This window comes from Citrobacter sp. VF227 (assembly GCF_052950715.1).
Genome location: NZ_JBRFVF010000009.1, coordinates 89,091 through 114,937, shown reverse-complemented (window position 1 = coordinate 114,937; position 25,847 = coordinate 89,091). Strand labels below are relative to the sequence as shown.

Here is a 25,847-nt window from a genome sequence, read left to right as displayed (position 1 = left end):
ACTTTGCGTATCTTGATGAGCAGACCAAGCGCATGATCCGCCGTGCAATTCTGAAAGCGGTGGCGATCCCCGGTTACCAGGTACCGTTCGGCGGTCGCGAAATGCCGATGCCTTACGGCTGGGGAACGGGCGGTATTCAGCTCACAGCCAGCGTGATTGGCGAACCAGACGTGCTGAAGGTGATTGACCAGGGCGCGGATGACACCACCAACGCCGTGTCGATTCGCAACTTCTTCAAACGCGTAACCGGGGTCAATACCACCGAGCGTACGGAAGACGCGACGCTGATCCAGACCCGCCATCGCATCCCGGAAACGCCGCTGGTGGAAGATCAAATCATTATCTTCCAGGTACCGATCCCCGAACCGCTGCGCTTTATCGAACCGCGCGAAACGGAAACCCGCACCATGCACGCGTTGGAAGAGTACGGCATCATGCAGGTGAAACTGTATGAAGATATTGCCCGCTTCGGTCATATCGCCACCACTTACGCCTATCCGGTGAAGGTCAATGACCGCTACGTCATGGACCCGTCGCCCATCCCGAAATTCGACAACCCGAAGATGGACATGATGCCGGCCCTGCAACTGTTTGGCGCAGGCCGCGAAAAGCGCATCTATGCCGTACCACCTTACACCCGCGTGGAAAGCCTCGATTTCGACGATCACCCGTTTACCGTACAGCGCTGGGATGAGCCCTGTGCCATTTGTGGCTCAACCCACAGCTATCTCGATGAAGTGGTGCTCGATGACACCGGCAAACGCATGTTTGTCTGCTCCGACACTGACTACTGCCGCCAACAGAGCGAGGCCCTCAGCAAATGACGCAACCGCTGCTTTCAGTCAACAACCTGACTCATCTCTACGCGCCGGGCAAAGGCTTCAGCGATGTCTCTTTTGACCTGTGGCCTGGCGAAGTGCTGGGTATCGTCGGCGAGTCCGGCTCGGGCAAAACCACACTGCTGAAATCGATCTCTTCACGGCTGACGCCACAGAGCGGTGAGATTTTGTATCAGAACCGCTCGCTGTACGGCATGAACGAGGCCGATCGTCGCCGTCTGCTGCGCACCGAATGGGGCGTGGTGCACCAGCATCCGCTGGATGGTCTGCGCCGTCAGGTCTCCGCCGGTGGCAACATCGGCGAGCGCCTGATGGCCACCGGCGCGCGTCACTATGGCGACATCCGCGCCACCGCACAGCGCTGGCTGGAGGAGGTGGAGATCCCCGCCTCGCGTATCGACGACCTGCCAACCACCTTTTCCGGTGGCATGCAGCAACGCCTGCAGATCGCCCGCAACCTCGTCACCCATCCCAAACTGGTATTTATGGACGAGCCCACCGGAGGGCTGGACGTTTCCGTACAAGCCAAGCTGCTGGACCTGCTGCGCGGCCTGGTGGTGGAACTGGATCTGGCGGTGGTGATTGTCACCCACGATCTGGGCGTGGCGCGTCTGCTGGCAGACCGTTTGCTGGTGATGAAACAGGGTCAGGTGGTGGAAAGTGGGTTAACCGACCGCGTGCTCGACGACCCGCACCATCCGTACACCCAGTTGCTGGTGTCGTCCGTACTGCAGAACTAAGAGGCTCAAATGATTCGCGTTGAAAACGTCAGTAAAACTTTTGTCCTGCATCAGCAAAACGGCGTACGTCTGCCGGTGCTACAAAACGCCACGCTGGAAGTAAAAAATGGCGAATGCGTAGTGCTGCACGGTCATTCCGGCAGCGGTAAATCTACGCTGCTGCGCTCGCTGTACGCCAACTACCTGCCGGATGAAGGACACATCCACATTCGTCACAGCGATGAATGGGTCGATCTGGTTCAGGCCCCGGCGCGCAAAGTGCTGGAAGTTCGCCGTTCAACCATCGGCTGGGTAAGCCAGTTTCTGCGCGTGATCCCAAGGATTTCCGCGCTGGATGTGGTGATGCAACCGCTGCTGGATCTGGGTGTACCTCGTGAGGCGTGCACCGCCAAAGCGGCCAATCTTCTTACCCGCCTGAACGTACCAGAACGGCTGTGGCATCTCGCACCGTCGACCTTTTCCGGTGGCGAACAGCAGCGCGTCAACATCGCCCGCGGGTTTATCGTCGATTACCCGATTCTGCTGCTCGATGAGCCTACAGCCTCGCTGGACGCCAAAAACAGCGCCGCCGTTGTCGCATTGATTGAAGAAGCGAAAGCGCGCGGCGCGGCAATTGTCGGCATATTTCACGATCAAACCGTGCGCGATCGCGTAGCAGATCGCCTGCACCTGATGGGAACAACAGCATGATTATCAATAATGTAAAGCTGGTGCTGGAAGATGACGTGGTGCAAGGATCGCTGGAAATTGAGGGCGGAATTATCCGCGCCTTTACTGAGAGTCAGAGCCGTTTACCAGAGGCGCTGGACGGCGAAGGCGGCTGGCTGCTGCCAGGACTTATCGAGCTGCATACCGACAATCTCGACAAGTTTTTCACCCCGCGCCCGAAGGTAGACTGGCCAGCCCACTCGGCGATGAGCAGCCACGACGCACTGATGGTCGCCAGCGGCATTACCACCGTGCTGGACGCGGTGGCGATTGGCGATGTGCGCGACGGCGGTGACCGCCTCGAAAATCTGGAGAAAATGATTAATGCAGTTGAAGAGACGCAAAAGCGCGGGGTTAATCGCGCAGAGCACCGTCTGCATCTGCGCTGCGAACTGCCGCATCACACTACCCTGCCGCTGTTTGAAAAGCTGGTCGGTCGTGAGCCGGTGACGCTGGTTTCATTGATGGATCACTCGCCGGGCCAGCGCCAGTTCGCTAACCGCGAAAAATATCGTGAGTATTATCAGGGGAAATATTCGCTCACCGACGAGCAGATGGCCCGCTATGAAGAAGAACAGTTGGCCCTCGCCGCACGCTGGTCGCAGCCCAACCGTACGGCCATTGCGCAGATGTGTCGCGAACGCCAGATTGCGCTGGCGAGCCATGACGACGCAACCTGCGATCATGTGCTGGAATCGCATCAACTTGGCAGCGTGATCGCCGAATTTCCTACCACATTTGCTGCTGCAGAGGCCTCGCGCCATCATGGCATGAACGTGCTGATGGGCGCGCCAAACATCGTGCGCGGTGGTTCTCACTCCGGCAACGTGGCGGCGCATAAACTGGCTGAACTGGGCTTGCTGGATATTCTCTCCTCCGACTACTATCCCGCCAGCCTTCTCGATGCGGCGTTTCGCGTGGCGAACGATGAGGCCAACCGTTTTACGCTGCAACAGGCCATTCGTCTGGTGACCCACAATCCGGCGCGGGCATTAAATCTCGACGATCGCGGCGTTATTGCCGAAGGGAAACGCGCGGATCTGGTGCTGGCGCATCGCAAAGGCGGCAACATCCATATCGACCACGTCTGGCGTCAGGGCAAAAGGGTATTCTGACTATGGCTAAACTGATCTGGCTGATGGGGCCGTCCGGCTCCGGTAAGGACAGTCTGCTGGCGGAACTCCGCCTACAGGAACCTGCACAACTGCTGGTGGCGCATCGCTACATCACCCGCGCCGCCAACGCAGGAAATGAAAATCATATTGCGCTGAGCGAACCAGAGTTTTTTACCCGCGCCGGGCAGAACCTGCTGGCGCTGAGCTGGCATGCCAACGGCTTCTACTACGGCGTAGGCGTGGAGATAGACCTCTGGCTGCACGCCGGGTTTGATGTGGTGGTCAACGGCTCACGTGCGCATCTGCCCCAAGCGCAAAGTCGCTATGGCGCTTCTTTACTCCCCATTTGCTTACAGGTTTCTCCGGCAATTCTCCGCCAGCGCCTGCAGGCACGTGGGCGGGAGAGCGAAACGGAAATCGCCGCCCGCCTTGAACGCGCGGCGCGCTATGCGCCGTATGACTGCCACGTCCTGAACAACGATGGTAGTTTGCTACAGTCTGTCGCTACACTACTCACACTGATGGGACGCAAGGAGAAGAAACATGTCTGTCTGTGAATTACGCCGCGCCACGCTCTACGATACCGATGCAGTTTACGCACTTGTCTGTGAGTTGAAGCAGGGTCAATTCGACCTGCAGGCTTTTAGCGCTGGTTACGCCGCTAATCTGCAGGATCCCAATATGCACTACCAGCTGGCGCTGCTTGACGGACAGGTCGTGGGGTTGATCGGCCTGCACCTGCAGTTTCATCTGCACCACGCCAACTGGATTGGCGAGATCCAGGAGCTGGTGGTGATGCCGCAGGCGCGAGGGCTAAGCGTTGGCAGCCAGTTACTGGCCTGGGCCGAAGCCACCGCGCGCGAAGCGGGCGCGGAAATAACCGAACTTTCCACCAGCACCCAACGCCTTGACGCGCACCGTTTTTATCAGCGCGAAGGCTATACCATGAGCCATTTTCGCTTCACCAAACCGTTGTAGGGGGAGCCATGAGTCTGACCATTACGCTGACGGGAACGGGCGGCGCGCAGCTGGTGCCGGCATTTGGCTGTGACTGCGCGGCCTGCCAACGAGCACGCTTACAGGCGCAATATCGTCGACGCCCTTGTAGCGGGGTGGTCAAATTCAACAATGCGGTGACGCTGCTGGATGCAGGGATCCCGCATCTGATGGACGACTGGTCAGCGGGCAGCTTCCAGCAGTTTCTGCTCACCCATTATCATATGGACCACGTGCAGGGGCTGTTTCCGCTGCGCTGGGGCGTAGGGGCGACCATCCCGGTATACGGCCCGCCGGATGAGCAGGGTTGCGACGATCTGTTTAAGCATTCCGGCCTCCTCGATTTTGGCCATACCGTTGCGCCGTTTGAGGTGTTCGACCTGCAAGGATTACAGGTAACGCCGCTGCCGCTCAATCATTCAAAGCTGACGTTTGGCTATCTGCTGGAGACCGCACACAGCCGCGTGGCATGGCTCACTGATACCGCCGGACTGCCCGACAAAACGCTGAGGTTTCTTCATAACAATCAGCCACAGGTGATTATCATCGATTGCAGTCACGCTCCGCGTAGCGAGCCACCGCGCAATCACTGTGATTTAAATACCGTTATCGCGTTGAACGACGTTATCCGCTGTCCACGGGTGATCCTGACGCATATCAGCCATCAGTTCGACCTGTGGATGATGGATAACCCGCTCCCCACAGGGTTTGAGGCCGGTTATGACGGAATGGAAATTATGCTGGAGTAGAGAGATTGCAATGCATACATGCACTGTACTCAAGTGCATGTATTAACATAAAATGGCGAGATGTTGAGCTGACAGCTAAATCCCTTACAGGGGATAAAATATTCTTACATTTAGATAGTTACAGTTAACGATCGTAATCTTCTTCCATTCTGCGTTCTTCGTCTTCTAACTGACGCCGTTCTTGATCAAGCTGGCGCTGACGGTCATCCAGTTGGCGACGCCGGTCTTCAAACTGACGTCGCCGGTCATCATACTGCCTGCGCCGATCGTCACTCATCTGGCGTTCCCAACCATTGTCGCGGGCGTCGTCGTAATCCCGCCCGTTATCGGGTTTGTATGCGTCGTTTATCGCCTGCTGAATATTGCCGATGGCATCATCGATAATATCGGCCTGCGCCGAAACGGTGGTAATCATTAGCAGACTGAAAAGAAAGAATGTCAGGGAGCGTTGCATAAAACCCGCCTCATCAAGAAACTCACCCCACGGTAATCAAAGCGTATTCGCGCGGGTAGCGGAGGAATCTCAATTACGTGCGAGTCGCAGCGCCTGCGCCAGCTCTCCTCGGGTAAAAGGTTTACGCAGTAGCGCCACGTCAGGCAGCGCCGGGTTATGCGCCGGGCGTAAATCCTGACCGCTAATCAGCAGAATTGTTAGCTGAGGGTAGTGCTTCAGCGCATAGTTGACTACATCCACACCGCTTAACCCTCCAGGCAGCATTACGTCGCTGATAAAAATATCAATCTCGGATGAAGCCGCCAGCATATGCAGCGCCTGCTCGCCGTTGGCGGCTTCCAGCGTTAGATACCCCAGCAGATGCAACTGCTCACACAGCGTCTGGCGCACGTCGGCCTCATCTTCGAGCACCAGTACCAGCTTTTCACCGCAGTTCGCCGCATGTTCCGCTATCGGCTCTGCCTGAATCTGTACCGGCACAACGGCGCGGGGAAGCTGTAACCGGACCGTGGTTCCCTGCCCCGGCGCGCTCTCAATTTCCACCCGACCACCAGACTGGCGCACAAAACCGTAGACCATCGACAGGCCTAATCCGCTGCCGCTGCCGGTCTGTTTGGTGGTGAAAAACGGCTCGAAGACCTGAGCTTTCACCTCCTGTGACATCCCGCTTCCCTGATCGGCAACCTCCAGCATCACCATATCCTGCTTACGTCCGTCGCTGCGCGTGACCCGTTGATTCCAGGTACGGATTTTTATCGTACCCACCTGCCCGTCCATGGCATCACGGGCGTTCATCACCAGGTTGATAATGGCATTTTCCAGTTGGCTAACGTCAATCCAGGCGGGCCAGGCCGGAGACTGGGCCTCAATTTCCAGCGTCAGCATGGAGGGGAGCGAATGGCGCATCAGTTCGCCGAGATTTTCCAGCAAGGTTTTCAGCTCAACGGCATGCGGATGCAACGACTGTTTGCGCGAAAAGGCCAGCAGCCGCTGGGTCAGCAGCGCCCCGCGCTCGGCGGCTTTCAGCGCCCGATTGACCCGTGGCGCGTCGGGAGAATCCGGGTCCACCAAATCCAGGCTGCCAATAATGACCGCCAACAGGTTATTAAAATCATGGGCTAATCCGCCCGTCAGTTGCCCCACCGCCTTCAGTTTCTGACTGTGCAACAGCGCTTCCTCCAGCCCCTGACGCTCGGTGCGGTCGATTTCCATCTGCGTGGTTTTTTCTTTCAGCAGCCGGGTAGTGTGTTCGAGCGACGCCGTATTGCGGGCAAAGACGCTAAAGGCGCGCGCCAGTTCGCCCAGCTCATCGCGCCGTTGCAGGGCCGGGACGCTGACGTCTGATTCCCCATGCGCCAGCCGGGTCATCGCCCGCGAAATAGCCGTCAGGTTAGAACCGAGATTGCGGTAGATATACCACCCGGCAAAACCGGTGATCACCACCGCCAGCAGCGCAAATGCCAAAATAAATAACGCGCCGGATTGCAGTTCCTGATGACTTTGCGCCACCCGCCGTTCGGAGATAGTCGCCACCTGCGAGACATACTGGTTGATATCGCTGTTGAGAATCGCCACCAGCGCTTTGATGTGGAACATATACCAGCTGATCGCCAGATCGCTCTGCTCCAGCGCGGACGAAAGCGGCCCCAGCTTATGCAGCTCCAGGTTGAAATCGCTGAGGATGTTGGTAATCAGAAGATTGCTGGTTTGCAGAGGCAGCGTGGGCATCACTTCGTCCAGTTGTTTGATCACCGAACGCGGCGTGGGGGTTTCAATGGCAGCCACAATTAAGCGGTCTATTTGTCCCAGCTGTACGTCATCCTGCGTGCCGATAAGCTTTTGCAGGTGACGTAAATAACTTTGATTCTGATACAGCGAACTGAGCAGCGCGTTACGTTCAAAGTGCCGCTGCTGTCCGCGCTGCAACATACCTTCCACGCTGCTTTGTAACTCCTGGCTGCGTTGGATAATTCGCTCGACCAGCACCGGCTCTTGCTGAGCCAGCGGCGCGGTGGCCAATTGTTCCAGCGACTGCTTCAGCGCCCGCTGCATCTCCTGCAGCCGCTCCGCTTCACCTTTGTATTCCAGCGCGCCGACCACTTGCGACAGTCGCACTGCCGCCGTCGCCACGTTTGCCGTATCGCGGGCCAGGTTCATGCTGCCGGTCATGTCGTCAACGGTTTGCTGCTGCACCTGTTCCTGGATCTGGCTGGCATGCTGAAACCCCAGCACCGCCACGCCGCTCACCATCAGCGTGACCGCCACCACCAGCAGATTAAAGAACAGCAATCGTCCACGCGCACTGGCGAAAAAGTGACGTCCCGGTTGCGGCATATCACGCTCCGTGAAGAAAAATCGCAATATGACAAATATGAACGGCTTCTGACATTTTGCATTTACATTCCTGTGATGGACTGCTGATATCGGCCACCCCACAGGAGATCCGCCATGAGCAGGACACCGGTTCTGGAGATGCGCAACATTGCCAAAGCGTTTGGCAAATTTTATGCGCTAAAAGGGGTCGATTTAACGGTTTGGCCCGGTGAGATTCATGCCCTGATGGGTGAGAACGGCGCAGGGAAAAGCACCCTGATGAAGATCCTCGCGGGCGCCTATACTGCCACCAGCGGGGAGATCCTGATTGACGGTCAGCCGTTCCACATTCGTGGGCCAAAAGATGCGCTTAGCGCAGGCATCACGCTGATTTACCAGGAGATGCAGCTCGCGCCAAACCTGACGGTGGCGGAAAATATCTTTCTTGGTAGCGAACTGTCGCGCGGCGGTCTGGTCCAGCGTAAAGAGATGGTGATACAGTCGCAGAAAGTCATCGACCGACTCGGCGCCCAGTTTAAGGCCAGCGATCGCGTGATGACGTTGACCATCGCCGAACAGCAGCAGGTAGAAATCGCTCGCGCCCTGCACCGTAACAGCCGCATTCTGGTGATGGATGAACCCACCGCCGCCCTCTCCTCACGTGAAACCCACCGCCTGTTTGAACTGATTATGCGCCTGCGCGATGAGGGGATGGCGATTATCTACATCAGCCACCGCATGGCGGAAGTGTACGAGCTCTCCGATCGCGTCAGCGTCCTGCGCGACGGGCAATACGTCGGCAGCCTGACCCGCGACAAACTCAACGCCTCGGAACTGGTGCGCATGATGGTAGGCCGTCCGTTAAGCGATCTGTTCAACAAAGAGCGCGATATTCCTTTAGGTAAAGCGCGCCTCAACGTCCACCACCTGACCGACGGCAATAAAGTCCAGCCGTGCAGCTTACTGGTACGCTCCGGGGAGATTGTCGGCCTTGCGGGTTTAGTCGGCGCCGGGCGTTCTGAACTGGCACAGTTGATTTTTGGCGTGCGTAAAGCCATCGGCGGCATGATTGAAGTGGACGGTGAACCGGTAGTGATCCACTCCCCGCGCGAGGCGATTGACCACGGCATCGGTTTTCTGACGGAAAACCGCAAAGAACAGGGACTCTTTCTGGAGCTGGCAGCGGCAGAGAACATCACCATGGCGACGCTGGAGCGCGACGCCACCTGGGGCATGCTCGATCGCAAAAAGGCGCAGGCAATTTCTGATGACGCCATCAAATTGCTCAATATTCGCGTCCCGCATGCGCAGGTCCGTGCGGGCGGGCTATCCGGCGGCAACCAGCAAAAGCTGTTGATTTCGCGCTGGGTCGCGATCGGCCCACGCATTTTGATCCTCGATGAACCGACGCGCGGTGTGGACGTCGGTGCCAAAAGCGAGATCTACCGGATCATGAATGATATGGCGCGCAAAGGCGTGGCGATCCTGATGATCTCCAGCGAACTGCCGGAAGTGGTCGGGATGAGCGATCGCGTGTATGTGATGCGTGAAGGCAGCATTGCCGGCGAGCTGAACGGACAAAGTATTACCCAGGAAAATATTATGACGCTGGCAACCGGCGTGAACGACTCCCATCATCAGGCGGTGTCCCATGAATAATCCAACCACTCCCCAGCAGGTGGCGAAATCCGCCTCCGCGAAAAAAATGCTGATGAGCGATCTGATGCAAACGGTCGGTATCTTGCCGATTCTTATCCTGATTGTGGCGGTATTTGGCTTTATCGCGCCAAACTTTTTTACCGAAAGCAACCTGCTGAATATTACCCGCCAGGCGTCGATCAACATCGTGCTGGCCGCTGGCATGACCTTCATTATTTTAACCGGTGGCATTGATCTTTCGGTTGGCTCCATTCTCGGCACTACCGCAGTCGCGGCGATGGTAGTTTCGCTGATCCCGGAATTTGCCATGCTGTCAGTCCCTGCTGCGCTGCTGCTCGGCATGCTGCTGGGGTTGTTTAACGGGGCGCTGGTCGCTTTTGCTGGCCTGCCGCCGTTTATCGTCACGCTTGGAACCTATACCGCGCTGCGCGGTGCGGCCTACCTGCTGGCCGACGGCACGACGGTGATTAACTCCAACATCAGCTTTGAGTGGATCGGCAACAACTATCTTGGTCCGGTTCCATGGCTGGTAGTGATTGCGCTGGCGGTGGTGGTGGTGTGCTGGTTCATTCTTAGGCGCACCACACTCGGCGTTCATATCTATGCGGTTGGCGGCAATATGCAGGCCGCGCGCCTAACCGGGATTAAAGTGTGGCTGGTGCTGATGTTCGTCTACGGCATGAGCGGTTTGCTCTCGGGTCTTGGCGGGGTGATGAGCGCCTCGCGGCTGTACAGCGCCAACGGCAACTTAGGCATGGGCTACGAACTGGACGCCATCGCCGCGGTGATCCTCGGCGGCACCAGCTTTGTTGGCGGGATCGGCACCATCACTGGCACGCTGGTGGGGGCGCTGATTATCGCCACGCTGAATAACGGCATGACGCTGATGGGCGTCTCCTATTTCTGGCAATTGGTGATCAAAGGGGCGGTGATCATCATAGCGGTGCTGATCGACAAATACCGTACCCGACACCATCAAAGTGCATAACAACAACATCTTACTTCGAGGAATACAGCATGAGATTGAAGCCCTTAGTCACCGCGCTCTGTGCTGGCGCACTGCTTGCTAGCGCTCCGTTTGTACAGGCAAAAGAACTGAAATCCATCGGTGTTACGGTGGGCGATCTGGCCAACCCGTTCTTCGTGCAGATAACCAAAGGCGCGGAGCTGGAAGCACGCAAACTGGCCGGTGATAACGTTAAAGTGACGCTGGTTTCCAGCGGCTACGATCTGGGCCAGCAGGTGTCGCAAATCGACAACTTTATTGCCGCCAAAGTCGACATGATTATCCTGAACGCCGCCGACTCCAAAGGCATCGGCCCGGCGGTAAAACGCGCGAAAGACGCCGGGATTGTGGTGGTCGCCGTTGACGTGGCGGCGGAAGGCGCAGACGCCACCATCACCTCCGATAACACCCAGGCGGGAGAAATGGCCTGTAAATATATTACCGACCGTCTGAAAGGCAAAGGCAACGTGGTCATTATCAACGGGCCACCGGTATCTGCCGTCCAGAACCGTGTGGAAGGCTGCCAGACCGAGTTTAAACGCCACCCTGACATCAAGGTGCTGTCATATAACCAAAACGCCAAAGGCAGTCGCGAAGGCGGGCTGGAGATCATGACCGCGTTGCTGGCGGCGAATCCGAAGATCGACGGCGTATTCGCCATTAACGATCCCACGGCGATCGGTGCCGATCTGGCGGCAAAGCAGGCGCAACGTAGCGAATTCTTTATTGTCGGCGTAGACGGCAGCCCGGACGGCGAAGAAGCCCTGAAGCGCGAAAACTCACTATTTGTGGCGACGCCAGCACAAGATCCGCAGGTGATGGCTGCCAAAGCGGTCGAAATCGGTTATGACATATTACAGGGGAAACCCGCCCCGAAAGAACCCGTGCTGATCCCAGTGACGATGATCGATAAAAACAACGTCGGCAGTTATAAGGGTTGGACGGTGAAATAAGTGCTGGGCCGCCTGATACCTCTCCCTACGGTAAAGACAGTAAAAGAAATTGAAGAATAAGCGCCCGTCAGGGCGCTTTCCTCATAAAAACTAAGAATAGTAAATACCCATTTCCTGCTCAATTTTATTACTCACGAATATAGAAAAAAACAATACCGCTATAAAAATAACCAATATACCAACCACAAAAGGAACAATAGAATACCAGGGATGAATGTTGAAGGTTTCCTCTGACACTAAACAGAGATACCCAGTACACCATAAAATAATTGAGCATGCGGATATGATTTTCCAATAATTCGAGAAGTCTGCTATGTCAGGAGCAGGTTTACGCCCTGGATATTTAGCCGTGATTATCCCGGACTGAATAATGTCTGCAGATTTACTGGCGAATAATTGGTGTCCTTGCCCGTATTTTGCAGCATCCGCAGCCAACGCTAATACGACCCAGCGCTGAACCTCAGAGCTTTTCCCAGTGACGGTTTCCAACTCATATCTGCTATAAGGAAGAATGCCCGTTTTTGCATTTTCTATTGCGCCAGACATTACGAATTTTGACTGTTTATCCAGCGAGCTAAACCATAATCTTTTAATTTTATCAATTACCACTTGCTGAGCAGAGAGATATATATTCACTATTTCATCGAGATAATACGGCGTGTTGTCCATCATGCGTAATAAATATAATGGTGTATCTTTACTTTCAAGTAATCTGTCATCGGTGAAAACAAATGCGTTTGCACTTTCAAAAAAATTAGAATCATTTTCGCTGTGCAATTCAACTGTAACAATTAGATTATTTTCAAACATATTAAAACCAATCCAGTCGTTGATTAAATAATAATCAGGGCATTCATGGAGGATTTTTATTTCCCCAATTTTATCTTTGGGTACGCTCAAGCTTTCAAGTACCGCTTTAAAGCTATTACCTATAGAGTCATCTGCTCCCTTAACATATAGCCAGGTCTTAAAGGGTGAATATTGTCTAACAAGAGAGTTTTTGAGTGGCTCGATCAACTGCCTTAGTACTTTATCAACTCTGACATCATCCATAGAATCAACTTCAATAGCAATTCTTAACGGCGTTGCGGCGCCTGTAGGTGCCTCATCCTCTAGTTTTTGCATCTTTAGTGCCAGCTCTGATACAGGAAGAATTGATGAGTAATCTAAAAGAGGTAACGCCTGTCTGGCCCAATTTTGCCATCGGTTCATACCATATTTTTCAAGGAAACCCGCATAACAAAATGGATAAGCTATATAACAGTAAACCATCCCTACAACGCACCAGATCACTAATACTAGTATCAACGGGGTTGATAATGTAATCGATATCAATTCATCAGTTACTTTTTCTCCCTGCTGCCAGTTTAATATACGGTATGTTATAAAAACCAAAAAAATAGCAAAGCTAATGGCCAGCATAGTAATCAGCGGAAATTTTCCTACATCCTGATACGGATTCTTGTTTGGTATCTTCCATTTATTCATTTGCTTGTCCCCGCCGTTGGCAGTGTGGTTTTTATTGCACAACCGCATGCAGCCCTACACCCATCCACAACAACGCCTCTGCCGTCCATTGTCCAGGTTGGTTCAAAATCAAGTATGGGAAAGGTCCCTTTATGCGCAATACAAAAAACAGTATCCCCCATTAAAGCCACCGGAATTCCCATAAACTTGCTACCAGAAGCTTTGTTCACATACCCACCGTTTTCCAGCGGGTCATTTAGTCTGATTACACCTTTCATATTATTTCCCTGCATCCATATCGCAGTACATCCGGGTCCAGCCCTTATAGCCCACCACCTCCGGTTCTTTGTCCGGCAGGTTTTGATAGTTGGCCTTATAGCCCTCCGTTAAATGGGCTAAGGATGCTTTCATAAACACCACCGTTCCCCAGGCGCGCCCAGGAGATTCAGGCCTCATATGGGCGCTCACATACTCACCACTGGATTTATGTTTGCCAGGCCTGTAGAGATAATACGTATCATCGAAGTATTGATAATCTATACCCGGACCACCCGGCTTTAAACGCGGGTCGTCAAAAGGGTATGAACTCATATACAAATGATTTTTCGAGGTGGTAATAAATGCCTGATTATTGACCACCACCACTCTTTTGATTTCTTTTCCTTCCGGTCTGTCGACCATATTCCCATCTGAATTTATCTCCTGCCCCTGGAAGGGAGACATATAAGATGCTACCTGCCACGTTTGCCCGTAGTCTTTAGATATTTTATATGCCCCAGGTTCCCATCGCGGTATCAGAATATACTTATCTGATGGGTGAATATATACACCGGAAAAGATCTGATACGTTGAATACACGCCATTTACTAATTCCTTATGTATATTCCTCCTGGTATCATGATACCAAAGCGCCCCTTCGCAATCGAAACCCTTTAGCTCCAGATACCGGTTATCATCGTAGCGATAAATTATCTGTGACGGCGTTTTTTTTGTACAGGCAGCGATAACGCATAGCGAGAATGCTCCGATTATTATTTTTAACGCACTTCCCTTTTTCATAATTCATCCTTAAACGTTAAGTGGGTCTGGCATATCCCATTGCAGATTGGAAGTCTCGGTATTGTATATTTCATTATGTCTGGCAGGTTTAACCGTTGTTGAATGATAATATTCGTTAACCACACCAAATTGCCCTTTTGGTAAAATATCATTTGGCCTGTTCATGAAATCTTTCGAATGGTCTTTGTTCAACTTTCCAGTACTATAATAATCAACTGCTTCCTGAAAACCATTAAGCTTCATACGCCAGTCCCCACGGCGAAGTAGTTTTACCCAGAACTCACCATTTTCGTAATCAAATGCCCCGCATATCCCCACCGCCAGATCGAAGGCCATCGCTTTCGCGGGGGCATCTTTCGACATAACAATAGAGGAATGCTGGCTGTAACCAACCTGTTCTGATTGCAGCCATTCTCTTTGCAGCTCATCCGGCGTTTTCTCATAAATAAGCTGCACGGTCTTATTGTATCCCCCGCCCAGGACAACGCCTTTGGTATAAGGCTTAGCATATTTTTTGGCGAACATCGCGAGTTCTGCAGGCGTTAATTCCTGACCCGGCTGTAAATAATCGAAACCTGCGCCGCTGAGATTTTTGAAATCTGTCTCAGTACGCGCAGTAACCGTGGCTTTTGCCGAAAATGAGATGTCCTGATCCGGTGAACCCGGCGCAATCGAATATTTATACTGACTTCCCGCGCCCTGTAACTGGTGTCTGAAGGTGACGGGGAGCTGCTCACCATTCACAACCACATCCGCAAACGTATATTGTCTGGTCGCCAGCGTATCCTGATCAAAACAATCCTTTTTTAACGCCGGCATTTCAAATGGCACGCTCAGTGGGCTGCCGCCTATTTCCGGACCATTTTCGCAGAAAACTCGCTGGCGCAGATTGTCTATGCCGCTGGCAATGTCATGGGGGACTCCCCGCCAGCCCAAACCCTGCACGTTAAGTAATGAAACCACGCTGTCATTAGGGCAAAAATAGTTATATACCTTGCCAAAGTTATTACGGGTATAAAGTTTATTCTTGCGCCATTGAGAATTGGTTTTACTCAGACAAATTGCGCCTTCTAATTCATCAATCTCGGCCTGCGTGTGAAATTCCCCCTTGCCATATCTGGCGTTGGTCGCCATCAAATGACAGAAATTTTTAAACGTCTGCTGGCGGGCGCGATCCGTCTGGTGATGTCCTGGCGTCATCCCTTCAGCAGCCGTTTTTTCCAGGGCGTAGGGAGAATGGTTGAGGATCACACAATCGGCGGGATCGGCACCTGCTGCTTTGACCAGCATATTGGCGAGCATGGTAATAATCGTTCCCTGGGAATGCGCAATGATATTAATGGGATCGAATTGCGTTGCCGGTTCACTTCGAATCATCAGGATTAAATCGGCCAGCCGCTGCGCGGCAAAAAACTGATAAATTCGGTGCGGGTTATCATAAATAGGGTGCGTAAAATCCCCGGAATTCAGATGAAATGAAACAAATCCTGCCGCAGCGTTCGCTTTGCCGCCGGAGCCAGGGCCTAGCATATCCGGAATAGTGGTTGTCGCATTGGCAAAGGTCCCCCCGCCTTTGGCGTACACATCGTCCAGCACGTTGCCGAAATTATCATTCTGAAATTTCAACGTGGTTTGAGGAATGTGTCCTAACTTTACCAGCGTTGCGTTGTCATCTTCCTGATAGGCGTTGTAAGGCAGTTTTGCGGCGTCTCCTGATTTAGCCCGCTCATCGCGATAACGCCGCTGATCGTCAATATACGTTGCATGGTCAACAGGTTTATATCCCCAGTAAAATGGGATCACCGGGCTGCGCCCGGGCATTTTCACCTGCTGCTGCTCGCCATCGCCCATATCCATTTTGTACTGATGCCATTCATGCGGATACATATCCGTGCGGCCCATACGTTCATTCAGGCCGGCAATAATCCCCTGCTCCTGATTTTGATATGCCTCGCCCACATCGTTGACGCCATGAACAAGGATCACAATGCAGGGCATAGGGTTTTTAACCGCCACTTCGCAGACGGCCATTTTTCCACCGGTGGATTTAGGCACGCCTTGTACACCTGTCGCCACGACTCGCGGATTAAAGGGACTATTACTCATTTGGCAAAATCTCCATTTTCATTTCATCCATTTCCGTCATATCCAGTAACGGCGTCATGCCCTCATCGTCGGTAACACCTTCAATGATTTCACCGGAGGCCTTAGTCAGTCTGAATTTTGTCTTTTTCAGAACATCGTCCGTATTTCCATAACCATGTAATTTAATGCGGCGGTGAAACTGGTCTTCCTGAAAAACGGGGGATTTATCTTTAACAGATTCCGGCCCGCTCCAGTCAAGCGTGGTGCCTTTCAACTGCACTTTGGCGGGAGAGAATATTTTTACTGAGCCATCTTCATTTATTCGAATGCCGCCCCCGCCACACAGCAACTGAATATTCTTTTTGGCGCTGATGGTCACATTGCCGCTCATACTTTGAATATGGAAATGCTTATCGGAAAGCAGGCCCATTTCGCCGCGCTGCGCCTGGACGGAAATATCATCTTTTGCGGCGATAATTTTGATCCCGATAGCTCTGCTGAAAAGCGATAAGCCCTGCCCGACTGCCATGGAGAGTTTCTTAAAAACGTTAAAACTGCCGTTGTTGGCCGCGTTCAGCGACAGATCTTTGTTTGCCGACAGCGCCATGGTTTCCGGTGTGAGCAGAGCCATACCGTGATCGGCATAGGCCACCAGCCCCGAGCGGGTGAGCTGTTGAAGCGAAGCGTTAAGCTGCTGCTGTTGCTCCATCTCAACGTTTAACGCTTGCGCCGTCAGGGCGCTTTGCTGAAGAGAAGTTGCCAGCACAAGGGCTGCCTGTAGCTGTTGAACAACTTCGTTCATGTCGAGCTGCTGACCGTGGGCTTTTGGCTGCGCCTCTGTCGTCAGCAATATTCCCTTTGCAGCCCTCAAAACTGCCCGATCATCGGTGCGCAGTTCTGCGCCTTCACCGCGCGGCTTACCACCTGCATCAACAAGATGGCCCATGTTCAGCTGCGTTTTAGCGTACTCGGTACTCAGCTTGACGTGTTCCTGCCCGCGCCGGTCTTCCATCCGCAGCTTATTGAGACCCGCAGTGCGGATGACATTGCGGGTATTATTGCGGCTGGTGACGGGGTCCGGCTTTGGCGCATGATGCAGGGCATGAGCAATGAAAGGTCTTTCCGGATCGCCACCTTCAAACGCAATGGCGACCTCCGCACCCTGAATGAGTGGAAAGTGATGACCATAAGTATCGCCGGCATAAACTCGCGCCAGACGAACTGGCATACTTTCATAGCCCTGCCTATGTTGGTCGAGGTCAAAATCAAACTTCACCCAATAGCGCCCCTGCAGATCGATGTGGGCATATTGGTCATTGTCTATTCGGGATGAAACAATTGCCGGAACCGTACCCGCGATACGCGGTCTGGGTAGCGGCTGGGGTCGAAAGCAAACGCGCTCATTGTAAGGAATACCGAAAAGTTGGGATTGCAGGGCTGCATCACGCCTGCCCGTCACTCGCATTGCCGTTACCACAAAGCCCGAAGTGAACGCCTGCGGAATGGTACCGTCGATTTTAAGCACCATACCTGGCACGATCGACGGACTGGTGGTCACGCCGCTTAAAACGGACTGATTATTAAGAATAATTTCGTGATGCAGTTTGGCGTAGAACCAGCTTGATTCGCCCGGTTGTTCCTCCGCAAATTTCGATCCCGGCTGGTGATGAATATCCGCGTAACGATAATCCACTCCATACGTCGTCGACGTTTGTTCAGCTCCCTCGGCATCAGCATTGAGTATTAACGAATTGGCAAGCCGGTAGTCAAAGTTCTTTGCTTTAACGGCTGCGGAAACAACGTTGTGCTTTGAGACCAGCTTATCGATCGCGTAATCATTGGCTGTCAGACCCGCATGTGATGCATGCATAATCTTTTGATCGAAGATGTACCGGCTTTGTGAGTCACTGAAGATAAGCACCATAATGTGCGGAACGGCATGATGATTTTCAATTCTGAACCAGATCCCAACTTCCGACAGGATGCGGCTGATAAACGCTAAATCTGATTCCTGCCACTGGACGATCATTTCCCGGTCAGGATAGGTACAAATAAGCTCATCAAAGTCGAACTCATAATCGGCAAAAAGATGCTCTTTGAGGATCTTCGTGACCAGTTTAGGAACGCTTGTATTCAAATAAATGGCCGAACGCTTTCGTCGCGAGAGTAATGCAAGCTTATGCTCCAGCTTGATTTCGTAAAGTGATTCATCCGCTGAGGTACTAATAAGTGAACATGATGTGATCATCCCTTCTATTTGCCGCTCATTGATCCACATAGCAGAACCCTGGATATATTTACTCCATCTATTATTAGGGGCTCTTATTTGTAACGAGGCTTCAATATTAAGAAGAGATTCAGGAGGGATATCTTTAAGCTTAGAGGTAAATGTGATTTTATAACTGTATGGTTTACTTAGATTTTCATTTCCATCGATTGATTCAACATCAAGCACACCTAAACTGACAGTTCCCCTGAGGGTTAATAAGTATTTATTTATACTATCATCTGAAACTATACCTTCAAGATTATAGAAACCAGAACCTTTTTTCATTATCGCATCCCTTGCAGAAAGGCAGTAATACATAAAGAATAAAGTTCATTCAGCATACCAACAATACTAATAAGAAGGCTATTTTTATCTTAAAATAAAACAAACTGTTATTATTAATAACAACAATATAATTATGATATATATATCAAATTAAATTACGAGGTTTTATATTCAATGGCAGCCAGTTTTAATAAGATTATTTATATTATGTATCATTCGTTTTCATCCTGAGGTAACATGCCAACGCGCATATCCCAATAGTTCCAGAAAACTGAGATGCGAATAAAAAAGCGAATACATTAACTCAATGATTTACAATAACATTTATAAAAACATTCTTTTTATTTATCATTTTATTGAATGAATCACATCACCCCATAAAAAAACACAATAAAATATAACCATTCCCTGTTCTGCTGTGAGGGAGAGGTAACCGGATGGTATCCCATTTCCATGGGAAAGCTTTTGATTTTCTCCCTCTTCCTTTGAGAGAGGGCCGCATAAAGGTCATCTTATCAGCCACAGGAGAATCAATGAAACGCTCCGCAATAAACGAAATCCTTGGGCACACGCGCCAGTTTTTTTCTCTGCACGACGTGCACCTGCCTCCTTTCGCCAGTTTCCCGCCCACCCAATGGCGCCAGCTCGACGCCAGTGCCTGGAGCGAAGTTTTCGACCTCAAGCTCGGTTGGGATGTCACCGCATTCGGCGGCAACAATTTCGCCGCACAAGGGTTAACGCTGTTCACCCTGCGTAACGGCTCGCCGAAAGGTATGCCTTACGAGAAATGCTACGCCGAGAAAATCATGCACGTTCGCGATGCGCAGGTCACGCCGATGCATTTTCACTGGCGCAAACGTGAAGACATTATCAATCGCGGCGGCGGTAATCTCATTGTAGAACTGTGGAATGCAGGGATCCGCGAGCAAACGGAAGACAGCGACGTTAGCGTGGTGATTGACGGTTGTCGACAAACGCATGCCGCAGGCAGTCAACTGCGCCTGACGCCGGGTGAAAGCATCTGCCTGCCGCCAGGCCTGTATCACAGCTTCTGGGCGGAAGAAGGTTTTGGTGACGTGCTGGTTGGCGAGGTCTCTTCTGTTAATGACGACGACCACGACAACCATTTTCTGCAACCGATTTCCCGCTACAACGACATTGAAGAAGACGAACCGGCGCTGCTGGTGCTGTGTAACGAATATCGCCTGTTCCGCTAACCAAGGAGCACATTATGCCGTTGATCTCACTCGCTGATGGCCTTGCCCATGCTCGCGAACACCGCTATGCCTTAGGGGCGTTTAACGTTCTGGATTCACATTTCCTGCGCGCGTTGTTTGCCGCGGCAAAGCAGGAACGTTCGCCATTTATTATCAACATTGCCGAGGTGCATTTTAAATATATCTCGCTGGATTCTCTGGTCGAAGCGGTCAAGTTCGAAGCCGCCAGACATGACATTCCTGTAGTGCTGAATCTTGACCACGGCCTGCACTTTGAGTCGGTGGTGCGAGCGTTACGCTTAGGTTTCAGCTCAGTGATGTTCGATGGCTCCACGCTGGAGTACGAAGAAAATATCCGTCAGACCCGCGAAGTGGTGAAGATGTGCCACGCCGTCGGCGTGTCGGTGGAAGCTGAGTTGGGCGCAGTCGGTGGTGATGAAGGCGGTGCGCTGTACGGTCATGCCGACGAATCACTGTTTACCGATCCGATGCTGGCGCGTGATTTCGTCGACAGAACCGGAATTGACGCGCTGGCTGTCGCCATTGGTAATGCGCACGGCAAATATAAAGGCGAACCCAAACTCGACTTCCCGCGTCTGGACACTATCCGCCAGCAGGCGGCGATCCCGTTGGTGCTGCACGGCGGTTCCGGCATCAGCGACGACGATTTCAAGCGCGCGATTGAACTCGGCATTCACAAAATCAACTTCTATACCGGCATGTCACAAGCGGCGCTGTCGGCAGTGGAGACGCGGATGGCGAATCGTCAGCCCTTGTACGACGAATTCGCCGAACTGCTGCTCGGCATTGAGGAAGCCATTACCGATACCGTTTCAGAACAGATGCGCATTTTTGGCAGCGCAGGACGGGTCTGATGGAACGCAAAGGCGTTATCGCCGCAGGCAACATGCTGGTCGATCATGTGCATCAAATTGTGCAGTGGCCGGAACGCGGCTGGCTGGCGGAGATCACCCGTAGCGAACGCGCCACCGGTGGTGCGCCGCTGAACGTACTACTGACGCTGGCAAAAATGCACGCCGGACTGCCGCTGCAGGCGGTGGGGTTAATCGGGCAGGACAGCGACGGCGACTACATTATGGCGATGCTGGAGCAGTATCACGTTAATCACCAACACGTGCAGCGCACGACATTCGCGCCCACGTCAATGTCGCAGGTGATGACCGATCCGAGCGGTCAGCGCACCTTTTTTCATTCTCCCGGCGCGAATCGCCTGCTGGATCTGCCCGCTTTTGAGCAACTGGATACCTCGATGAAAATCTTCCATCTTGGCTATCTGCTGCTGCTCGACAGCCTGGACATGCCAGATGAAGAGTACGGCACACGTAGCGCTCGGCTGCTGGCGCAAATGCGCGATAACGGTTTCGAAACATCGCTGGATTTGGTCTCACGCAAGGGCGACCCGCGCTACCAGCCGCTGGTGATGCCCGCCCTGCGCCATCTCGATTATCTGGTGATTAACGAGCTGGAAGCCGGAGAGTTCAGCGGGCTGGAGATCCGCCAGCCCAACGGCGAGCTGCATATCCCACATATCGCTACCGCCGCGCGCGAACTGCTCAATGCGGGCGTACGCCAGCGGGTGGTGATCCACTGTCCGGAAGGTGCCTGGGGTGAAGCGCCGGATCGGGCAGGCGTCTGGATCCCGTCACAGTATCTGGCGCAGGAGGAGATTGTCGGCAGCGTGGGGGCGGGAGATGCGTTTTGCGCCGGATTTTTGTATGGCTGTCATGAACGTTGGTCACTGGAAGAGAGCATCCGGCTAGCGCACGCCTGCGCGCGAGCCAGTTTGTTGTGTGCCAATGCGATAGACGGCGCAAAAACGCTGACAGAGTTAAAGGCCGCAATGACTGATGCCGGATAAGGCATTTACGCCGCCTTGTCGTGATGCTGCACGTCGGCGGCGAATACATAGCCCAGCCCGCGCAGGGTTTTGATCAGCATCGGCTGATGCGGGTTGTTCTCTATTTTTCGCCGCAGCCGCATGATTAACACGTCAATAGTACGGTCAAACACTTCAACACTGTCGCTACGCGTCAGTTCCAGCAATTGCTCACGACTAAGCACCCGACGGGCATTTTGCGCCAGCGCCAACAGCAGACTGTATTCACCCTGCGTCAGGTCCACCTTCAATTGCTGAGGATTACGAAGCTGGCAGCCCGCGGTATCAAGATGCCAGCCGTTAAAAGAAAGACCCGAGGTTTGTGAAGTGCCGCTTTCAGCCGTTAGCACGCCCACGCGTCTGAGCACCGCCTTCACCCGCGCCACCAGCACCCGGGCATTGAACGGTTTACCAATGTAATCGTCAGCGCCCATTTCCAGCCCGACCACCACATCCGATTCACTACCAAGCCCGGTCAGCATCACCACCGGCAGCCCGGGTCTCATTTTTTGCACCTGCTGCAGCACCATCAGGCCGTTGATGTCGGGCAACATCATATCCAGCAATACCAGCGCGATCTCCGGCTGAGTCTCAATGCAGCGCAGCGCCTCCTGCCCGGTATGACAAGCAGTCACCGCAAAGACGTGTTCGCTCAGCACATCCTGCAAAAGCGAACAGACCGCAACGTCATCATCCACAACCAGTATGGCTGGCTTCATTATCTTTCCCCATTTCTGGCCAACTTAAATGAGTGTGATTGATTCTGCCCAGAGTGACAGCGATAAGGCACAAGGATGTGTAGGAAACATAACCTCGGTCACACTGCCGGGGCGTCACGTATTGGAGATTCGACACGTCAAATATGACGACAGCCTGTTTTTCGTCAGGGTTTTGACCAAAAATCACCCGTAATATCAGGGAATGCCCACAATAAAAAAGTGGCATAGAAGATGCATACTAAGGGCGACAGCGCGTATGCGCGATTTGATTAACTGGAGCGAGACCGATGAAAAAAGTCGTCACGGTTTGCCCATATTGCGCATCAGGTTGCAAAATCAACCTGGTGGTCGATAACGGCAAAATCGTCCGGGCTGAAGCGGCGCAGGGGAAAACCAACCAGGGTACCCTGTGTCTGAAGGGCTACTATGGCTGGGATTTTATCAATGATACCCAGATCCTGACCCCTCGCCTGAAAACCCCAATGATCCGTCGCCAGCGTGGCGGCAAACTGGAATCTGTTTCCTGGGATGAAGCCCTTGATTACGTCGCCACTCGTCTGAGCGCCATCAAAGCGAAGTATGGCCCGGACGCTATTCAGACGACCGGTTCATCTCGCGGTACAGGTAACGAAACCAACTATGTAATGCAAAAATTCGCGCGCGCCGTTATTGGTACCAATAACGTCGACTGCTGCGCTCGCGTCTGACACGGCCCATCGGTTGCAGGTCTGCACCAATCGGTCGGTAACGGCGCAATGAGTAATGCTATCAATGAAATTGATAACACAGATTTAGTGTTCATCTTCGGGTATAACCCGGCGGATTCCCACCCGATCGTGGCGAATCACGTGATTAACGCTAAACGTAACGGGGCGAAAATCATCGTCTGCGATCCGCGCAAAATTGAAACCGCGCGTATTGCCGACATGCACATCGCGTTGAAAAACGGCTCGAACATCGCGCTGCTCAACGCTATGGGTCATGTCATCATCGAAGAAAAACTGTACGACCAGGCGTTTGTCGCTTCCCGTACAGAAGGCTTCGAAGAGTACAGCAAAATTGTCGAAGGCTACACGCCGGAGTCCGTCGAAGATATCACTGGCGTTAGCGCGCAGGATATTCGTCAGGCTGCACGTATGTATGCCACGGCGAAAAGCGCGGCCATCCTGTGGGGCATGGGTGTCACCCAGTTCTATCAGGGCGTGGAAACCGTGCGTTCACTGACTAGCCTCGCCATGCTGACCGGCAACCTCGGTAAGCCAAGCGTGGGCGTTAACCCAGTTCGTGGCCAGAACAACGTTCAGGGCGCATGCGATATGGGCGCGCTACCGGATACCTATCCGGGCTATCAGTACGTTAAGTTCCCGGAAAACCGCGAGAAGTTCGCTAAAGCCTGGGGCGTGGAAAGTCTGCCTGCACACACTGGCTATCGCATCAGCGAACTGCCGCACCGTGCGGCGCATGGCGAAGTCCGTGCAGCGTACATCATGGGTGAAGATCCATTACAGACCGATGCTGAACTCTCCGCAGTACGCAAAGGCTTTGAGGATCTGGAACTGGTCATCGTGCAGGATATCTTCATGACCAAAACCGCCGCTGCCGCAGACGTTATTTTACCGTCTACGTCATGGGGCGAGCATGAAGGCGTCTTCTCAGCGGCTGACCGTGGCTTCCAGCGCTTCTTTAAAGCCGTTGAGCCTAAGTGGGATCTGAAAACGGACTGGCAGATTATCAGTGAAATCGCCACCCGTATGGGCTACCCGATGCACTACAACAACACCCAGGAAATCTGGGATGAGTTGCGTCATCTGTGCCCGGATTTCTACGGTGCAACGTATGAGAAAATGGGTGAACTGGGTTATATCCAGTGGCCTTGTCGCGACACCTCTGATGCCGACCAGGGGACGTCTTACCTCTTTAAAGAGAAGTTCGACACCCCGAACGGCCTGGCGCAGTTCTTCACCTGCGACTGGGTAGCGCCAATCGACAAACTCACCCCAGAGTACCCAATGGTACTGTCTACGGTGCGTGAAGTCGGCCACTACTCTTGTCGTTCGATGACCGGTAACTGTGCGGCGCTGGCCGCGCTGGCGGATGAGCCGGGTTATGCCCAGATCAATACTGCCGACGCAGAACGCCTGGGCATTCAGGACGAAGATTTGGTGTGGGTTAACTCACGTAAAGGTCGGGTCATTACCCGTGCGGCGGTCAGCGATCGTCCGAACAAAGGCGCGATTTACATGACCTACCAATGGTGGATTGGGGCATGTAATGAGCTGGTAACCGAGAATTTAAGCCCGATTACCAAAACGCCGGAGTACAAGTACTGTGCCGTTAACGTTGAACGCATTACCGATCAGCGCGCCGCCGAACAGTATGTGATTGATGAGTACACCAAGCTGAAAGCCAGCCTGCGCGAAAGCGCGATGGGTTAGTCCGTTTACGTACCTGTTCTACAACAGCCTCCGCCCGGAGGCTGTTTTTTTATCCATACGATCTCTTTATACTGTTCATTCCGTACCCTAAATAAAACTCAAAATGAAACAACTCATTGCATTGATGTTCTTTATGACATTCTTTGCCCATGCCAGTGATACTGAGCCAGGAAGCCAGTACTTACAGGCCGCTGAGGCAGGGGACCGTCGCGCACAGTATTTTCTTGCCGATACCTGGTTCAGTTCGGGCGATTTGAGCAAAGCCGAGTATTGGGCGCAAAAAGCCGCAGACAATGGCGATGCCGACGCCTGCGCGCTACTGGCGCAAATCAAAATTACGAATCCGGTCAGTCTGGATTACCCCCAGGCCAAAACGCTGGCGGAAAAGGCAGCCAAAGCGGGCAGTAAAGCAGGTGAACTCACCCTGGCGCGGATTCTGGTCAACACTCAGGCAGGCCGCACCGATTACCCCAAAGCCATCACTTTGCTGCAAAACGCCTCTGAAGATCTGGAAAATGACTCCGCCGTCGACGCGCAAATGCTGCTCGGGCTGATTTACGCCAATGGCGTGGGGATCCCCGCAGACGATGAAAAAGCGACGTGGTATTTCAAACGCAGCTCCGCCATCTCCCGCACCGGTTATTCAGAGTACTGGGCCGGAATGATGTTCTTAAACGGCGAGCAGGGTTTTATTGTGAAGAATAAACAGAAAGCGCTGCACTGGCTGAATCTGAGCTGTATGGAAGGATTTGATACCGGCTGTGAAGAGTTTGAAAAGCTGACCAATGGTTGATGCTGGTTGCCGGATGGCGCTACGCTTATCCGGCCTACAAAGGATGTGTAGGCCGGATAAGACGCGTGAGCGTCGCTGTCAGGCGACCA

Annotated in this window: 23 protein-coding genes; 15 read left to right on the top strand and 8 right to left on the bottom strand. The window is 53.1% G+C overall.

Annotation, left to right across the window (positions count from 1 at the left end):
• Positions 1–32 precede the first annotated feature (32 nt).
• The 7 genes from phnJ to phnP are packed head-to-tail and all read left to right on the top strand — an operon-like array spanning position 33 to position 5,147.
• Positions 33–824 carry an alpha-D-ribose 1-methylphosphonate 5-phosphate C-P-lyase PhnJ gene (phnJ, locus tag ACU8YC_RS21070; protein WP_247605068.1) on the top strand — a complete coding sequence of 264 codons (792 nt, stop codon included), beginning with the start codon at positions 33–35 and terminating at the stop codon, positions 822–824.
• Positions 821–1,579 carry a phosphonate C-P lyase system protein PhnK gene (gene phnK / locus ACU8YC_RS21065; protein WP_003844769.1) on the top strand — a complete coding sequence of 253 codons (759 nt, stop codon included), beginning with the start codon at positions 821–823 and terminating at the stop codon, positions 1,577–1,579. The genes phnJ and phnK overlap by 4 nt, the downstream gene beginning before the upstream one ends.
• A 9-nt stretch (positions 1,580–1,588) precedes the next feature.
• On the top strand, positions 1,589–2,269 hold the full coding sequence (phnL, locus tag ACU8YC_RS21060) for a phosphonate C-P lyase system protein PhnL (RefSeq protein WP_151218033.1): 681 nt from the start codon (positions 1,589–1,591) through the stop codon (positions 2,267–2,269).
• Positions 2,266–3,402 carry an alpha-D-ribose 1-methylphosphonate 5-triphosphate diphosphatase gene (gene phnM / locus ACU8YC_RS21055; protein WP_446895703.1) on the top strand — a complete coding sequence of 379 codons (1,137 nt, stop codon included), beginning with the start codon at positions 2,266–2,268 and terminating at the stop codon, positions 3,400–3,402. The genes phnL and phnM overlap by 4 nt, the downstream gene beginning before the upstream one ends.
• Before the next feature lie 2 nt (positions 3,403–3,404).
• Positions 3,405–3,959, top strand: coding sequence for a ribose 1,5-bisphosphokinase (gene phnN, locus ACU8YC_RS21050; RefSeq protein WP_151218035.1), 555 nt, complete (start codon positions 3,405–3,407; stop codon positions 3,957–3,959).
• A complete protein-coding gene (gene phnO / locus ACU8YC_RS21045) occupies positions 3,946–4,380 on the top strand; it encodes an aminoalkylphosphonate N-acetyltransferase (RefSeq protein ID WP_151218036.1) in 435 nt (144 codons plus the stop codon). The genes phnN and phnO overlap by 14 nt, the downstream gene beginning before the upstream one ends.
• A gap of 8 nt (positions 4,381–4,388) precedes the next feature.
• Positions 4,389–5,147 carry a phosphonate metabolism protein PhnP gene (gene phnP, locus ACU8YC_RS21040; protein ID WP_151218037.1) on the top strand — a complete coding sequence of 253 codons (759 nt, stop codon included), beginning with the start codon at positions 4,389–4,391 and terminating at the stop codon, positions 5,145–5,147.
• 124 nt (positions 5,148–5,271) lie between these two features.
• Here phnP and yjdP read toward each other — a convergent pair whose 3' ends face one another.
• Together yjdP and ACU8YC_RS21030 are read right to left on the bottom strand one after the other, a co-directional pair.
• Positions 5,272–5,601 (bottom strand): DDRRRQL repeat protein YjdP, encoded by a 330-nt coding sequence (yjdP, locus tag ACU8YC_RS21035; protein ID WP_151218038.1) that lies wholly within the window; start codon positions 5,599–5,601, stop codon positions 5,272–5,274.
• Between the two features lie 69 nt (positions 5,602–5,670).
• Positions 5,671–7,935 carry an ATP-binding protein gene (locus ACU8YC_RS21030; RefSeq protein ID WP_187260077.1) on the bottom strand — a complete coding sequence of 755 codons (2,265 nt, stop codon included), beginning with the start codon at positions 7,933–7,935 and terminating at the stop codon, positions 5,671–5,673.
• 114 nt (positions 7,936–8,049) lie between these two features.
• On the opposite strand from ACU8YC_RS21030, the gene ACU8YC_RS21025 reads away from it, so the two are divergent.
• Genes ACU8YC_RS21025 through ACU8YC_RS21015 form a run of 3 tightly spaced genes read left to right on the top strand, consistent with a single transcriptional unit; the run spans position 8,050 to position 11,532 of the window.
• Positions 8,050–9,573, top strand: a complete 1,524-nt coding sequence (locus ACU8YC_RS21025; protein WP_151218040.1) for a sugar ABC transporter ATP-binding protein — start codon at positions 8,050–8,052, stop codon at positions 9,571–9,573.
• Positions 9,566–10,561 (top strand): ABC transporter permease subunit, encoded by a 996-nt coding sequence (locus ACU8YC_RS21020; RefSeq protein WP_187253967.1) that lies wholly within the window; start codon positions 9,566–9,568, stop codon positions 10,559–10,561. The genes ACU8YC_RS21025 and ACU8YC_RS21020 overlap by 8 nt, the downstream gene beginning before the upstream one ends.
• Positions 10,562–10,590: 29 nt before the next feature.
• Positions 10,591–11,532, top strand: coding sequence for an ABC transporter substrate-binding protein (locus ACU8YC_RS21015; RefSeq protein ID WP_048213896.1), 942 nt, complete (start codon positions 10,591–10,593; stop codon positions 11,530–11,532).
• A 90-nt stretch (positions 11,533–11,622) separates the two neighbouring features.
• On the opposite strand, the gene ACU8YC_RS21010 is transcribed toward ACU8YC_RS21015, so the two are convergent.
• Genes ACU8YC_RS21010 through ACU8YC_RS20990 form a run of 5 tightly spaced genes read right to left on the bottom strand, consistent with a single transcriptional unit; the run spans position 11,623 to position 18,697 of the window.
• Positions 11,623–13,020, bottom strand: a complete 1,398-nt coding sequence (locus ACU8YC_RS21010; protein ID WP_446895702.1) for a hypothetical protein — start codon at positions 13,018–13,020, stop codon at positions 11,623–11,625.
• Complete coding sequence (locus tag ACU8YC_RS21005) at positions 13,017–13,277, bottom strand: PAAR domain-containing protein (protein WP_040234038.1); 261 nt, start codon at positions 13,275–13,277, stop codon at positions 13,017–13,019. The genes ACU8YC_RS21010 and ACU8YC_RS21005 overlap by 4 nt, the downstream gene beginning before the upstream one ends.
• Before the next feature lies 1 nt (position 13,278).
• The gene (locus ACU8YC_RS21000) at positions 13,279–14,058 is read right to left on the bottom strand and encodes a T6SS immunity protein Tli3 family protein (protein WP_370607828.1); all 780 of its coding nucleotides are present in this window, start codon (positions 14,056–14,058) and stop codon (positions 13,279–13,281) included.
• A gap of 9 nt (positions 14,059–14,067) precedes the next feature.
• Positions 14,068–16,164, bottom strand: a complete 2,097-nt coding sequence (locus ACU8YC_RS20995; RefSeq protein ID WP_446895701.1) for a T6SS effector phospholipase Tle3 domain-containing protein — start codon at positions 16,162–16,164, stop codon at positions 14,068–14,070.
• Positions 16,157–18,697 carry a type VI secretion system Vgr family protein gene (locus tag ACU8YC_RS20990; RefSeq protein ID WP_446895700.1) on the bottom strand — a complete coding sequence of 847 codons (2,541 nt, stop codon included), beginning with the start codon at positions 18,695–18,697 and terminating at the stop codon, positions 16,157–16,159. Before ACU8YC_RS20990 ends, ACU8YC_RS20995 begins: the two co-directional genes overlap by 8 nt.
• A 533-nt stretch (positions 18,698–19,230) precedes the next feature.
• Here ACU8YC_RS20990 and ACU8YC_RS20985 point away from each other — a divergent pair.
• The 3 genes from ACU8YC_RS20985 to ACU8YC_RS20975 are packed head-to-tail and all read left to right on the top strand — an operon-like array spanning position 19,231 to position 21,793.
• On the top strand, positions 19,231–19,914 hold the full coding sequence (locus ACU8YC_RS20985) for a D-lyxose/D-mannose isomerase (protein WP_187260071.1): 684 nt from the start codon (positions 19,231–19,233) through the stop codon (positions 19,912–19,914).
• Positions 19,915–19,928: 14 nt separating this feature from the next.
• A complete protein-coding gene (locus tag ACU8YC_RS20980) occupies positions 19,929–20,789 on the top strand; it encodes a ketose 1,6-bisphosphate aldolase (RefSeq protein ID WP_151218044.1) in 861 nt (286 codons plus the stop codon).
• Complete coding sequence (locus ACU8YC_RS20975; protein ID WP_187253999.1) at positions 20,786–21,793, top strand: carbohydrate kinase family protein; 1,008 nt, start codon at positions 20,786–20,788, stop codon at positions 21,791–21,793. The genes ACU8YC_RS20980 and ACU8YC_RS20975 overlap by 4 nt, the downstream gene beginning before the upstream one ends.
• A 5-nt stretch (positions 21,794–21,798) precedes the next feature.
• Here ACU8YC_RS20975 and ACU8YC_RS20970 read toward each other — a convergent pair whose 3' ends face one another.
• Positions 21,799–22,530, bottom strand: a complete 732-nt coding sequence (locus tag ACU8YC_RS20970; RefSeq protein ID WP_151218046.1) for a response regulator — start codon at positions 22,528–22,530, stop codon at positions 21,799–21,801.
• Positions 22,531–22,817: 287 nt separating this feature from the next.
• Here ACU8YC_RS20970 and fdhF point away from each other — a divergent pair, with 287 nt between their 5' ends.
• Positions 22,818–24,965, top strand: a complete 2,148-nt coding sequence (fdhF, locus tag ACU8YC_RS20965; protein ID WP_151218047.1) for a formate dehydrogenase subunit alpha — start codon at positions 22,818–22,820, stop codon at positions 24,963–24,965.
• A 103-nt stretch (positions 24,966–25,068) separates the two neighbouring features.
• Positions 25,069–25,758, top strand: coding sequence for a Sel1 family TPR-like repeat protein YjcO (gene yjcO / locus ACU8YC_RS20960; protein WP_151218048.1), 690 nt, complete (start codon positions 25,069–25,071; stop codon positions 25,756–25,758).
• Positions 25,759–25,847 lie beyond the last annotated feature (89 nt).